General features: G+C 59.2%; 8 protein-coding genes. 6 read left to right on the top strand and 2 right to left on the bottom strand.

Annotation, left to right across the window (positions count from 1 at the left end):
• The first annotated feature begins 203 nt into the window (after positions 1–203).
• Complete coding sequence (locus tag FS320_RS01260; RefSeq protein WP_152708780.1) at positions 204–2,090, top strand: ATP-dependent helicase; 1,887 nt, start codon at positions 204–206, stop codon at positions 2,088–2,090.
• A gap of 55 nt (positions 2,091–2,145) precedes the next feature.
• Here the strand turns inward: FS320_RS01260 and FS320_RS01255 are convergent, their stop codons facing one another.
• Positions 2,146–3,189 carry a hypothetical protein gene (locus FS320_RS01255; protein ID WP_152708779.1) on the bottom strand — a complete coding sequence of 348 codons (1,044 nt, stop codon included), beginning with the start codon at positions 3,187–3,189 and terminating at the stop codon, positions 2,146–2,148.
• A 221-nt stretch (positions 3,190–3,410) separates the two neighbouring features.
• Positions 3,411–5,060: a hypothetical protein gene (locus FS320_RS01250; RefSeq protein WP_152708778.1), complete on the bottom strand. Its 1,650-nt coding sequence runs from the start codon at positions 5,058–5,060 to the stop codon at positions 3,411–3,413.
• 295 nt (positions 5,061–5,355) lie between these two features.
• Between FS320_RS01250 and FS320_RS01245 the strand changes: the two genes are divergently transcribed.
• The 5 genes from FS320_RS01245 (at position 5,356) to FS320_RS01225 (ending at position 14,589) form a co-directional block, all read left to right on the top strand.
• Positions 5,356–7,788, top strand: a complete 2,433-nt coding sequence (locus FS320_RS01245) for a type IA DNA topoisomerase (RefSeq protein ID WP_152708777.1) — start codon at positions 5,356–5,358, stop codon at positions 7,786–7,788.
• Positions 7,789–7,944: 156 nt separating this feature from the next.
• Positions 7,945–8,814, top strand: a complete 870-nt coding sequence (locus tag FS320_RS01240; protein ID WP_152708776.1) for a hypothetical protein — start codon at positions 7,945–7,947, stop codon at positions 8,812–8,814.
• Positions 8,815–8,864: 50 nt separating this feature from the next.
• Positions 8,865–10,157 carry a Rad52/Rad22 family DNA repair protein gene (locus FS320_RS01235; RefSeq protein WP_152708775.1) on the top strand — a complete coding sequence of 431 codons (1,293 nt, stop codon included), beginning with the start codon at positions 8,865–8,867 and terminating at the stop codon, positions 10,155–10,157.
• A 142-nt stretch (positions 10,158–10,299) separates the two neighbouring features.
• A complete protein-coding gene (locus FS320_RS01230) occupies positions 10,300–11,316 on the top strand; it encodes a hypothetical protein (RefSeq protein ID WP_152708774.1) in 1,017 nt (338 codons plus the stop codon).
• A 123-nt stretch (positions 11,317–11,439) separates the two neighbouring features.
• Positions 11,440–14,589, top strand: a complete 3,150-nt coding sequence (locus FS320_RS01225) for a DNA-processing protein DprA (RefSeq protein ID WP_152708773.1) — start codon at positions 11,440–11,442, stop codon at positions 14,587–14,589.
• Positions 14,590–14,601 lie beyond the last annotated feature (12 nt).

Here is a 14,601-nt window from a genome sequence, read left to right as displayed (position 1 = left end):
AGGACCTCGGTCTTGCCTCTATCTACGTCAAGCCGGTCGAGTAATCCGACGAACCGCCGTATACGGACCCGTATGTACGGTGGTGTGGGAGGGGCGGAACCGCGAGGTTCCCCCCTATCCCGATTTGGGCATGCCAACTCACTGAGGAGCGCTGAAGTGTAGTGAGACCGTTTAACAGTGACCTTCTGGAAAACCCTACAAAGATGATCAGCAACCAGGCCGTATCCCCAACCCGCGCCGCCGGCGCATCGATCCTCGACACACTCAACGAGGATCAGACCCGTGCGGCGACCACCTTTGACCGGCCCGTTCTCGTCCTTGCAGGCTCCGGTACCGGGAAGACCCATATCCTGACTGCAAAGTTCGTCGCCGCAATGGATCGCGGGATCGCGCCGGATCGGATTATGGCCGTCACGTTCACACGAAAAGCGGCACAGGAGCTACGGGAAAGAATTTCGCCCTATGCCGCCGCCAAGGGATTCAATCCCGAGAAACTCTGGATCGGGACGTTCCATTCCCTTTCCTCGAGGATCCTCCGGCTGAACCCGAACCTTTCCCCCGTCGGCTCCCAGTTCACGACCCTCGAGCCAACCGACGTGGACTACATCATCTCGGCCATTCTCCGACAGATGCGGCATGAGTGCATCCAGTCCCCACACGCGCTCGCCAAGAAGGTTCGTCAGATCGCTGGCCTCCTCGACCGGCTCAAGAACACTGGCCTCACCATGGACGAGGTTGTGGCAAGCCGCGAACATGACCGCGAGACCCTGGACATCCTCAAGAGCTACGAGACGCATCTCCGTGGCCGCGGATTGGCCGATTACGGCGACCTCATCGTTGGCGTCCTGACCCTCCTAAGGAACGAAGTCGTGTCACGCGCCTGGCACAAGAAGTTCGACGCAATTCTGGTCGACGAATACCAAGACATCAACACTGCTCAGGGCAGATGGATCGACGCCATTACCGGTGACAATACGAGCCTTACCTGTCTCGGCGACGACGACCAGGTGGTTTACCAATGGCGCGGAGCCGATCCTCGTCTCATTCTTGGTTTCAAGAAGCGTTACCCGAGTGCCGACGTCATCACGCTTCGTACCAACTACCGCTCCCCTGCCCCAATCGTGAATGCGGCGCTTAGACTAATCTCTCATAATTCGGATCGTTACGAGAAGACCGTGTACGCCGCCAACGACGGCGGATTCGACTCCACCATCAATCTCCATCCTCATGGACCACGCCAACGCGACGAAGTGCTCGCCGACATCCTCAGGGCCGAGAGCATTGCCTATGCCTGGTCTTCGATGATGGTTCTGACCCGCACCAATGCCGAGGCGCAGGACATCGCCCTGAGCCTCGGAAACAGAGGTATCCCAGTTAACCTCATTCGTCCCTCAGCCGTGGATTCCGGCCCGATGCGGCTCCTGAGTGCCTGGCTGCGCCTCGTATCTAACGCGAACGACACACCCGCCCTCGCCCAGTGCTGCGTCCTCACAGAGAGCGATCCGACGCTTACGAACCTCTGGACGATGGGCGTTCTCAAGAGCCGTCCCATTCTTGAGATCCTAATGGACGAAGTAGATCGCAATCGCATCCAGAGGCCGGAGCTAATTCAGCTTGTGCAGCGGTACCGGACCATCATGCCAATGCTCGATAACCGCGACGCGGTCTATGGGCTCCATACCATTTTCGCCCAAGCCGGGTTCGAGCAGCTCCTCGACACATTGCCCGAGGGGGAGCGAATTCACTTCCTCACCGTGTTCAACGGCCTCGCGGCTGATGCCTCGGCGGTGAAAACCCTCTCGGAGCTCGCCGATCTCATCCAGACCCAGATGCCAGGCAAGACGATCAAGACTGATGCTGTCATGGTCTCGACCATGCACGGGGTAAAGGGCCTAGAGGCACCGATCGTCTGCACGACAGGCTGGAGCAAGAAGCAGTTCCCACGTTCTCTAGATGATGACGACATCGAAGAGCAGCGGCGCCTGGCATTCGTGACCGTCACGCGGTCATCAGAGCGCGTCCACATCCTGTTCTCAGAACAGTCCGGCCCTTCCCAGTTCGTTTCAGAGATGCAGGGAGCCGCTGCCTAGACCAACCCCGCACGGGTAGACTGGCGAAGGCCAAGCCTACCCTTCACTTCCGAAGTCAAAAACCACAGAGCGCCAGGAAGCTCGGAGAAAAGCTAACGTCCTTGCCGTCAACTCCTTCCCGTTTGTATGTCTCGATCGTAACGCCAACATCCTTTGCGGCCTTGATCAGGACAGGCTTTGGCAACCTCGGGACAAGTAGAATGGCCCGATGTTTCCTCACGGACGGGATTAGTCGACGATAGAGCATCAGCTGCCCGATACCCCCGAAGACATCCGAAGCTTTGATCGAGCTCTTGATCTCAATCAGCAACGCCTCCGGGGGGCCAGCCATGGCACCGTCCACTTCGTAGCCGGCTGCATGCCGCTGCTTCTTCAGCTCTTTTCCGGCTTCTTTGAGTTTCGCCTTCAAGGCTTTCCAAACCTCACCCTGGAGGTTACGCACCAACTTTTCAGGTTGAGCGTCTTTAGGGCCGATGACATAGGGCTCTGAACTCTCGTCAGGTCCAAGCAACTCTTGAATAACCGCTGTATCGTTTGGATCCAGGGGAGCCAAAGCATACCGAGCCCGCACCTCTGAGCAGCGGGCGACAAACTCAGAGGTCTGCTCGCGGATCGTCTCCGGCGGAACGTTAAGCCTTGCCACCGGGTACCATTCTCGGTTCTTCAGCCCGCCCGAGACATTAACCCGAGCAAGACCCGAGGGAACTCTGAAGGCGTCACCTCTTATGTGGCCGGATTTCGTACTTTTGTCTGCGGACTCGGAGTTCTTCTTCAGCCAGCCCTGACGGAGAAGCCATAGATTATCGTTTTGGTCCCGTGCCACACCGGTCAGAACGTTTCCCACATTGCCTTTTGGCAAGTTGAGTTGCACCGTCCAAGAAGCTCCGTCTCCGTCGAAAGCAACCCAAGTCTCTTCGGGCAACGGTCCGCCCGACTGGTATTCAGAACTCGTCTCCAAAAGCAGGCGCTCAGCACTTAGTGAGTATAGGGTCGGTCGTTTAGTCTCGCTATCCGCGTCCTCGATCATTGCATCAAGCCAGATCCGGTAGCCCGTCTCGGCAGTGATCGCATCGGTGAGCACGAAGTTAGGAGTAGACATGAAGACTTACCTTTCAGCGCGGCTAACAGACTGGAATCTCGACGGCGTTTACCACCTCACATTCCTACTCGATAGCTAGTCGAAGGCTGAATCGAACAATGGATGCCTAAAATCTGGCAACGGTCCAACTCGCACAACGTCTGGACCTACTGAACATCTCGAATCAAAACGGAAAGGGCGGCCTTTCAGCCGCCCTTTCTTATTCCCGATCGAAAAATGATTTACCTTTCGTGCCCGGATTGCTGACGACGGCGGAACGAGGAGGCGGCCTTCTTGGCATCGCCTGCAATCACTTCGGACTTGGTATCAACCTGCGCTGCCGCCTGCTCATTCTCTACAGCCTTGCGCAGTCCGGAGACGGACACGCCGATATCGTGCCCGGTCACCTCCTTGTATCGTGCAGCCAGGAACTGGTAGCCGCGACGCAGGCTGGCCATTTCGCCGGTTTCCTCCCTCTTCAGGCCTGCAGTCTGGAGGCTCCCGTCGCTCGCGCGATACGTCGCGAGATCCCGCTTCTTGTTGAAGTCAAGCATGCCGAAGTCCTTAAACAGCTTCGCGACTGCCTGGGTCGGTTCGTCGGCGCGGGAGGCACGCTGATACTTGCCCCTCCAGGTCTCATCATTGCGAACCGCGAAGCCGAAGCGGATCTTGTCCTCCTTCCGAGACAAGTATGCAATCGACTGCGATGTGCGGCTGGCGAGATCCTTGAGCTTGTCCGGGGAAGCCTTGTCGAGCCCCACGAGCTCACGTCCGTGACTGTCCTTTCCACCAGCGACCACTAGCCGGCCGGCTGCTTCATCCCGAGGCATCATTACACCCCGAGCATAGAACCGGGCAAAGGGGTCGTTGCTCCGTTCGGCTGCGACTTGACGCGCAGCGTTCCGCAGAGCCTGGTCGCCGTCCTCCCGCTCGTTGTGCTCTGCCACAAACTGAGCGTGTGCTTCCGGCTTCGTCCAGTCGGCGAAGTCGGCCGGATCGCCACCGGTGAGGATGAAAGCACCGCGACCTCCGAAGCCATTATCCACGCTCGCGTCGTAACGGTAGGTTCCGCCTTTCTCGACCACACGATCGTCAAACCGCTCCCGGTCCGAGTAAGGCACATACATCAGGATGTCCGGTGCCACATCGAGTACAGTATTCTCATCGCGTGGGCGGCTCGCAGCAGTCGGCCTAGAAGGTTGACCGCCAGCCTGGGGCTGAGGACCTTGCTCCTTAGGGGCCGAGCCACGCTCGTTCAACCAGTTCTGATGTCCTGCGGAACCCTCTCCATATTCTTGGACCAGTCCCCCAAGCTTCGCCCGATCGACCGTCGCATTCGCCGGCAGGGCCAAGACATGGTGCATTCCCTCCTTATTCCAGCGCAATGCCTCTCGCGGAACGCCGGCTTCCTCGAAGCCCTTGCGCATCGCACCGACCCCCTCCTTGGTCGTGAAAAGGTTCGTCCGCGCCTGCGGCCCAGCGTCGTTGCTCACAGCAGGCTGCACCGCAGCCCGCCCGACATTCTTCACGACGTTGCCGAGAGCCATCTGCTCCTGGCGCTCGCCCTGCCACGCCTGATGTCCCTCCGATCCATCGCCATAGCGCCCCATCAGGGCCGCGACCTTGGTGAGGCTTTGGGTGTCGGCTGCAGCCAAAGTCAGCTTGTGGCAGCCGTCGGCCTTATTCCAGCGGACGGCCTCCCGCGGAAGTCCGGCCTCCTCGAAGGCCTTCCGCATATCCTGAACGCCTTCCTTGGTCGTATACAGGTTGGCAATCAAATGCGGGGTCCCGGCGAGGCCCTCCGTGAAGTAGCGCTCGACTGCGCCCAAAACCCGTCCCGCTGCAGTCTGGGTGGGCTGCGCGTCCTGCGTCATTACTGCCTGTGCCGACATGTATTTCTCCATAGCTCCAGTGAGCGACCCGCGCATTATACCGGGTCTTGAGAAATACCATCAAGCTGTTTGATCCCTTTTTTACGCCCTCAGGGTCCTATTGCGTTCATCTTATCGGGTTTCGTGGTATCCTCGGGCAGAATCTCATCCGAGGAATCACAGCTAAGCATGCCTTTCATACCGAACCTGACCACGCGATTGATTGATCTTTAACTCCCGCACCTTATGTTCCATTTTTGTTCCCTCTCGGCGAGCCATTATCCGCTTCCAGAGATCGATTAGGGTTTGAAGACATATGACGGCCGCAGCCTCATCCCGCACCGTATTCTTCTTCGAAAAGCCGTCGGCTATGCGCAAGCTGCAGCAGATGTTCAGGTCACCAACCACGGTCTGTGTCTCTGCCGAGGGTCACCTCCTTGCGACGAAAGAGCCTGGTGACATCAAGGACGAGTGGAAAACCTGGGCTTTCGACACGTTGCCGATCGTTCTGGACCGGATTCCGGTAACCTATGGCTCCAATCGTTCGGGCCAGTCTCATAAACCGAAGGTTGACGGCATCAAGCAGGCCCTCAATGGCGTTTCCCGCGTTATTGTTGCCACCGATCCCGGCCGCGAAGGCTCCATGATCGCTTGGGAGGTGCTTGAATTCTTGGGGTACCGTGGGCCGGTCGACCGACTTAAGCTTGGGGCTCTTGACGACGTGTCGATCAAACGGGCCTTTGCCCAAATGGCCAAAGAGCCCGACTCAGGTGAGCGAGACTACGCCGCATATCTAGAAGCACTCTGCCGGCAGTACGAGGACTACCATCTAGGGCTCAACGGAACGCGAGCCATCTCCTTAAAGCTGCGACCTCAGGCCTTTCGTCAGCCCTGGCGCTTTGGCGGAGTGCAGACACCCACCCTCGCGATACTCGCCGATCTTGAGGCACGGATCCGCAAATTCGTGCCCCAGGACTACTACAAGATCGCGCTTAAGGCCTCGTCCGCCAGCGGAGCGCTCGTCACGCTTTGGCACGCCCCAAAGGATAAGATCCTCGACAAGCAGATCGCAGAAACGATCCGACAGGCTGCAAGCTCCTGGTCGGGCCCGCTCAAGGTCGAGCAGAAGGACGTCAATCGGGCCCCGCCCAAACTCTTCTCGAAGGATACGCTGGCACGGCGATGCGCCAAACGCTTTGGCTGGGACCCTCAGAAGACCGCTCAGCTGGCACAAGAGCTCTACGACCAGGGATTTCTGACCTATCCTCGAACGGAATCCGAGCACCTGCCGGAGAGCCAGATGGGCGATGCCCCCATCGTTATCGAGAGCGTCGTTCAGATCCTTTCGGATCTGGCACATCTTCTCCCGGACCCCTCGAAGCTGATTTTTCGCAAGGGTAACAAAGGTCACTACATCGCAGACCCAGGTGAACACCACGCCATCGTCCCGTTGCGTAAGGCACCCCAGCGTCAGCAGATCACGCACGAGCAGTTCCAGCTCTGGGAACTCGTTGCAAAGAGTTTCATGGCTGCCCATCTGCCGGACGGCGTAGACGCGCGCACCACGATCAGCGCCCAAATACCGACCCCTCTAGGGGACAAGCGCTTCACCGTGACCGGCAGCGTTATGAAATCGCCGGGTTGGCGGGCAGTCTATGGCACAGAGGCCGAGGAAGACACCGACAATGTCCCGGGAAAGGCCAAAGGCGACGACGATCCGTCTGTTGGCCGGCTTCCCCCCGTCACAAACGGAGAGAACGCCAACGTTTCAGAGGCTCGGATCGAAACGGCGAAGACGGAACCGCCACGTCGGATCACCCGAGGCGAGCTGCCAGTCGTCATGGGTCGACTCGTTGACCAGATCGATGATCCGAAGCTGAAGGCCGCCCTCGAAAATCCTGCCAATCCGAACGAGCCAAAAGGCCTAGGAACGGCGGCTACGCGCGATGCCATCTTGCCCAAGCTGATCAAGAGTCAGTACGTCACCCTCCTGAAGGGTAAGGATCCACCGCTCCAAGTCACGGAAGTGGGAATGGCGTTCATTGACGCCGTGCGCCGGGTGTTCCCATCGTATGCTGATCCGGTTGGTCGCGCATTGTTTGAATCCGAGCTCGCAGAGATTGGCCGGGCCACTTCGCGTACAGATGCGATGCGGCGAGCCGCAGCCTTTCAAGAGCGGACACGCACAAGATTGAAGGAACTGATCGAGACCATCTCGAAGGCAGACGCGGTCGCTCTCGACCCGAGCAAAGTTCCTCCCGCGGGGGCCGGTAAGCCGCCGACTCCTGCGATGGTTGCGTTCGCCACCAAGCTCGCTGCTCAAAAGGGGCTTCCGTTGCCCCGAGGCTTGAAGACCAATAGCGCCGTCTGTCGCGCATTCCTCGATCAACATGCTCCACCGAGACCCGAGCAAGCCAATCCGCAACAGGGCTCACAACAGACCGGTCCGCGCGCTCCAAGCGACGCAATGCTCCGCTACGCGAACTCTCTTGCACAACAGAAGCAGATCGAAGTCCCGCCAGAGGCTCTCACAGATTTCGCCGCTTGCAAGGCTTTCATTGACAAACACGCCACACAAAGGACCCCTGGGCCACAAACGAAGGCGGCAACACCGCAAAGAGCCTCCCGATCCCCGATACCCGCTGGCTCTGCAAAAGGAGCGACCGGTACTCGATCCAAGGCGTCGCCGATGCAGCGCGGGAACACTGCGACGAAGGCACCGACGGCTCGGAGATCTCCGCCACGATAGCGGGTCCGAGACCGGGCCACGCGCCATCTTCATGTGCCCCGATTCACTCACTGTATTTCTGAGAAACTGAAGGCCGGTCCTCCGACCGGCCTTCTTATTACTCTGTCCCAAAGGAGCAGATTCATTTGATTTGAAACCCTCATAAGGAATTCCCGAATGCTCGGTTATCGTGACATCGGTAGCATGCTTGGCGTCGCCAAGGATACAACGGCCTGGGAGCTCTGGAACGTCGAGAAGGGCATCATCCCGAAAACGGATACGTTCAGCTCCCGTGTTTTCTGGACCAAGCAACTCCGCGATCAGGTGCTCCAGGGGATTGGAAAACGCTACAATGCCGAACTCGGTCCTCTCGAAACGCGCATCATTCACGACATCGTCGGCATTGCAGCCGCCGAGATTCGCGTAAAGGGCGATCTACCGGTCGAGAACGCCACCCATCTAATCCTCCGAATGAGCTCGAAGGAAGCCTTCGACTTCAACTACTTCAACAACGGGGAGCAGATCACCCCGCCCCTCGATCTCGTTCATGCCACTCTCGTCCAATCGGCATTCGGGACGACGGACGTCGCGATATTCATTCTGGTTGGCAACGGCGAGTCCGAGCGCGTCATCGAAATCGGTCCCAATCCGTTTCTGGACATTGAAATCGATCAGGCCATCAAGACCTTTAAGCGGCACCTCGACGAGAACGAAGAGCCGGCGCCTGACTTCCAGCTCGACTCCAAGACACTACAGGCTCTCGCTGCTTCCTCCGCTGAAACCGCTCTGGAGCATTTTCGAGGCGACAGCGATGAGGAGTTCGTCACGAAGGTCAACGAACTATCTTCATTGAATGAGCAGACCCGTGCCCTCGACCAACAGGTGCGGACCATCAACAAGAAGAAAGATGTCGTTCGCGCCTTCATCGCCAACCGTCTGCGCGGATACTCCCACGCGACGATCGGGAATCACATGGTCAGGGCAAAGAGGATCACCCGAAACGTGCCCGCCTATGTGACCGAGTACACCCAGATCGAAATCAAGTGACTGCCTCTGAGCAGTGAATTGCCGTTAAACCCCTTTTGAAGACAGAACCGATGAACGCGACGACCCCCATCGATACCCTGAGAAACAAGCTTCTTACGCCCGTTCCCGAACAGGCTCTTCAGAAGCGCGACGGCCCTGGAGGCCGCAAGTACCACTATGTCGACGGTGACTTTGCCGCCGCAACGCTCAACGAGCTCTTTGGTTTCGAAAACGTCAGCGTTGAGGTGATCGAGAGCAAGCAGGTCCTCGACCGCAAGTACACCCAGAAGAAGGGCGGCAACGCCGTCAAGAACCGTGAAACCGGCCAATACGAGGCCTCACGGGTCATCGAGACGCCCTATATCGAGGTGGTCTATGCTGCCACCGTCCGGATTGAGCTCGACGTGGACGGAAAAAAGGTTGTTCGGGATGGCAGCGGCACTTGCTCGGCGAACGGTCCCTGCGACGACAGCACTGCGGTTGCCAAAATCTTTGAGATGGCCATCAAGGGTGCCGAGACAGACGCGCTAAAGCGGGCTGCCAAGAAGTTCGGCCCTCGCCTTGGCCTCTCGCTCGATATCAACGGCAAGCAGCTCTATGCCACGATGAGCGAGGATGCCCTCCTGGAGGACTCGTATCGGGAAGGCAACTCGGAGGAGCAGCCGCAGCCCGCCGCCGCCCAGACTACGCAGACGCCTGCCAAGCAGGCCCCCCGGAGCGCACAGGAGCTCGAGCGCGAGGCCCGCGCCCAAGCAGGACAGCAGCCGGCACAGCAGGCGACCCAGGCCGGCACCGGACAACCGGCCCGAACGGCTTCGTCTCAGCCGACCGCCCAGGGACAGGCACGGCCTCCGCAAGGCCAGACCCAGCAGGCGCGCCCCGCTCCGGCCCCGCAACAGACCCCCCCGGCAGCTCAGCAACCGCGCCCAGCCCAGCAGCAAGCCGCAACCCGACCGCAGTCACAGGCCCAGCCCCAACCACAGAACCCGACGACACCCGCATCCAGCCAAGCACGACCAAACGGCTCTGCTAATCCAGCTGGCAACGGCCAGGCTCGGACCATCGCCGAGGTAGAACCCACCGAGGAACAGCTCAAGATGCTGGATTCCACCGGCTGGACGGCTCAGTTCAAGGCTCTGAACTCCAAACTTCAGGGAACGTCGACCCAGGACCAAGTGGTAGACATCATTAAGAAGATGAAGGTCTACCGACCTTTGATGCAGGTCGGGGAAGATTTCGCCGAGAGCTGCGAGAAGCGGATGATCGAGCTCATCCAGGCCCACGCACAGAAGATCAATGTCAACGTGCAAGCCGCACTTTTCGCCGAGGAGCAGGCCCATCACGAGCCCGATGTCCCCTTCTGAGGAGCATTGATCGGGTTTTATCAACACCCGTCCACACCAAACAGACTAGCCGGTCCCTCCAGCGGACCGGCTTTCATTTTTTCCTGATCCCCTAAACCAGGTTGAGGATAATATCTTCAAAACCCCATTAAGGAGAATCTAGGTGGCGCGCTGGACTGCCGAAACGCTGGCCTACAAACTCAGCTCCAAGCCCCGCAGGACCGCCAGCGGCTTCATGACCGTGTGCCCCGCACATAAAGACAAGGGACCGTCCTTAAGTCTGTCGGACACACGCAACGGCCGCGTCCTCTTCAACTGCATGGCGAATTGCGCTCCGATGGACGTCATCGCGTCCTTGATGAATCTCGGAATCGATCTTCGCACCGACGAGGAGAAGGCCCGCAAGAAATCAAACTTCAAAGCTGAAGCGGTCGCAGACAAACCGGCCCAGCCCAAGCGGAAGATGATCATCAAGGGCGCGGACGAGAAGGAAGAAAGCCCGTGGGTCTATGCGCCCCATCGAGCTAGCGAGAGAGAGCCCAAGGAGCGTGAATTCTGGGCTCCCAAGGACCACACCGTCACGGATCTAAAATGGATCTGGCACAGCAAAGACGGTCTGCCTGTGTTTCGCACCTACCGTACGGAGAGCGCCGGCGGCAAAGACGTCCTGCCCCTGATTCCCTGCGAGCATAAGGACACCAAGAAGCTCATTTGGAAGGTTCAGGCCCCGCCCACGCCCCGGATTCTCTACGATCTACACCTCGATCCCGAAAACGTGCCGGTGCTTGTGGTCGAGGGCGAAAAAACGGTGGACGCCGCCAAGAAGATCTTTGGTACCCAGCTTTGGGCGACCACAAGCCAAGGGGGCGGAAAGGCCGCTCACCTCGCCGACTGGTCCCCGCTCAAGGGTCGCAAGGTGATCATCGCCGACGATCTTGACGGACCCGGCATAGCCTACGCCAGCATCGTCCACGAACAGGCAAAGATCCACGGTGCCCTGTCCGTCCACCTCTGGAATTTTCCCGCCGGTCAGATCCCGGAGAACGGGCGCCTGGTTCAGCGCCTGACCGAAACCAAAAAGGGCTATGACCTCGACGACGCCCGGCAAGAAGGCTGGACCCTCGGCCTGATTGCCGTCTCGGCCAACCCCTATCCCGGCGCTGCCGTCGTTTCGATCTAAAACCCCATCAGACGAAGAAAAGCACGGCCAATGTCATTTTAATGGCATTTTTTCGCTTTGACCCCCTTTTGCTCCATACAAGGGCCAGGGTAAAATTAGGCATTCCATCGGAGAAGGCTACACATGCCCGCATTCAGCTACGATCAGGCTCGCAACTTCGAACAGGTTCCGGGAAGGAACAAGATCGGGATCTCAACCCATCATCCGCTCAATAACCCGAGCCGGCCGGAGTTCATGTCGCCCGGAGGAGCCGCCCGTGCGTTCTTCCGGCACGCCCGCCGCTCCCTCCTCTCCCAGAGCCCAGGTGTTGCAGACGCCTACTGGGGCGAACTCATGAGCACCGCCACTCAGGCGGGACGCAACCCCTCCCAACAGCGTCAGCTGGCGAAGCGCCGCGCCAGCGAGGTTGAATTCGCCCTCTCCTCTACTGAGGACAGTCTGTCGCCGGAACAGCTGCAGGGCGGCATGGCCGTCGCGCTGGCTCGCCGTGACCTCTATGCCAGCCTGCCGGAAACGATCAGCCGCACCCAGAAGCATGAGGTTATCTCACATCTCACCAACCGGGCCCTCGGTGAGGTCGTGAATGATGGCAAGGACGAGCGCCAGCCGAACAGTGCCGTCGCCCGGGTCGTTGAGGCCTTCAGCCAGACAGACGACTACCGCGCCCTTGTCGCCGGCATCAAGCGCATCCATGAGAACACCCGCGCCGCACCGATCAGCGAGCTCGAGCATGATCTCGACGCCATGGAAGACGACGAACGCACGGAAGTGCTTGGGGTCGCCCAGGAAACCCGGGTCCGCAAGACGAGCGAGGTGATTCAGTCGTTCGCTGATTCCTTCCTCATGGACTACATCGATGCGGCGGAGACGAACGCAAAGGGCGAGCGCAGCCTCAGCCAGACCATGTTCCTCATGGAAACAGCCCAGGAAGCGCAGGTTGCCGAGAAACTCGTCAACTGGGCCCATAAGGCTGCCCGCGAAACCAACGGCAAACTCCCCAACGAAGACATGATCAAGGCGGGCCTTGACGAAGTTCAAGCCGAATTGTCGAAGCCGGAAGTCACGATCGTCGAGCACATCCGCTACTTCTCTGACGACGAGGTCAAGAAGCTGCGCGATTCTGGCCGTGTCGGCGATGCCAAAATGGCCGCCCAGATGGTTTACAACGAAAAGCGCGACGTAAATGGGGGAAAGGCATGGGCTCTCGTCACAAAGGAGGCAATTGCCCGCAAACCGATCTTCGGTGAAAAGTCCAGCCAGTTCGAGTTCATGAACGGCATCCTCGTCGATGGCGCCCGTTACTACAAAAACACGGATGCCGTTGCCGAGCAGATCACTACAATCCATGCCAGCCGCTCCGAGCAGTTCCTAAAGGGCTCTATCATCATTGGCGAGAACCCCGAGTCGAACGTCTTCAAGACTGCAATGGACACCGCCAAGAAGCTCGGCATGCCGATCGTCGTGGTGACCGCGAATTACAGCCGCGAGAGCATCAAGGACCGCTCTACGGATTCGACCACGACCGTGAAGTCGCTGGATTACACCGTTGACTTCATGAAGAAGTCCAATGGTCAGTTCGAGCAGACCACTGCCAATCTCTTCTCCAAGGAGGGTTACTCGGCCGTCAACGGAGCCCTCGTAGTGGTTCGCGGCACGGCTTCCAGTGAAAGCCAGGGGCAGCTCGTCCGCTGGGACGTTCTGACCGACATGGCCAAGCAGGCGGTGATCTTCGGCTATGGCACGAACGCCAGCGGTCGCGCCGACTTCAATGCTAACCAGCTCATCCGTAAGACAGCTGAACACGGCAAGCTCTCGGCCGTTTACGATGACAAGGGGCAGGCTGTGGACCTCCGCCACGCCTACAACGAGGCCAAGCCTTCCTCGCGCACCAAGATGGAAGAGGCACTTTCGAAGCTCGATACCATCGACATGTCCGCTCCGCTCTCGAGTGCCTATTCCCGTCTTCTGGTCGAGCATATGCACCCGAACCGGACCAAGGAGCAGCTTGGCGCTCTGGCGAACGTTCAGGGCACGGTGAAGGACCTTTTCGACCTGCCCGGCATCGCCGCCCAGGGAGCGAAGAACCTTGCCCTGGAGGAGCGCACCCGCCTCACGCAGATCGCTAATGCGGTAGGCGCCCAGACCTTTGCCACCAGCACTCTCCCTCAGGTGGACCGGGTAATCCAGGCTGCCACAATCGCGACCAAGAACCTGAAAGACATTCAGGAAACTGGGTTCGGCGTCGCGTTCGATGGTCCTGGCACGAAGAACGCTCCGCTGATCGTGGGCGGGAACGGCAAGTTCGACGCTAACACCCCGTCGATCCTGATCGTCGGCAACAATGCGGAACCCAATGCCCAGCAGAGAGACGCTATCGAGGCGAGCGTCGCCCAGGCAGCAAAGAAGGGCTACACCATTGTCACGACGGCAGAAGTGGGGTCCAACGAAGCCGTTATGGCCGCAGCCCTCAAGCACGAAGCTCGACTTATCGTCGTTGCTCCGGACAATCCCGTTCTGAAGCCTCCGGCCAACGATACTTTGTGCGATCGCCTCGCAGACGTTCTCGAAGCCAAGAACGGCCTCGTTGTGTCCAAGTATACCTCGGAAGTCTCGGACACCCGTAGCACCGACAGGCGTCGCGAAGCCTTTGAGCTTGCGTCCGAAATGGCCAGCGCAACCCTTCTGACCAAGGCTGCGACCAAGGACCTTGCCGCCTTCGCCACTGCCAAGGCCGGCCAAGAAAAGCCTGTCGCGGTTCTGCCTGCCTTTGGCTTTGAGGATAGCGCGAACCGGTTGCTTACCCAGTCGTTCTCTAGCCTTTCCTACAAGGATACCCGTCCGACCACGGAGATCTCCCCGAGCTTCTATTCGGAGATGAACAACGCGGGTCAGTGGATCACGCACCGGGAGAAGGATTCCATTGACGTCGGCGGCCGCCGGATCGAGCGTCAGATCACCTGGCACAGCGGCGCCCATGCAGTGGCCAATGAGAAAGACCTGAACGTCTTCCTCGACCAGGTCACCCGCGAGGTCGCACCGACCATGATTGATCCAACCATCAAAACCGAGCGCGATCTAGCGATCCGCCTCGGCCTCGAGGAAGCCCCGCTCGACATGGCTCAGCATCTGCAGCTGGCCGACGAGGCTGCACCTACCCTGGAAGAGAAGCTTGACGAACTCCTTGACCAGGAGAAGTTCAGGGTGACCCGCCAGAACTCAGAGCGGCTCTCCTCCCAGAGCCGCCGACTTGAAACTGCCGGTGTGGAGCTGTGAAGATCACGTAGC

Origin of the sequence: Microvirga tunisiensis, from assembly GCF_009296175.1 — a bacterium.
In the GTDB taxonomy this organism is placed as follows: Bacteria; Pseudomonadota; Alphaproteobacteria; order Rhizobiales; family Beijerinckiaceae; genus Microvirga; species Microvirga tunisiensis.
This window is presented reverse-complemented; position numbering and strand designations above follow the sequence as displayed.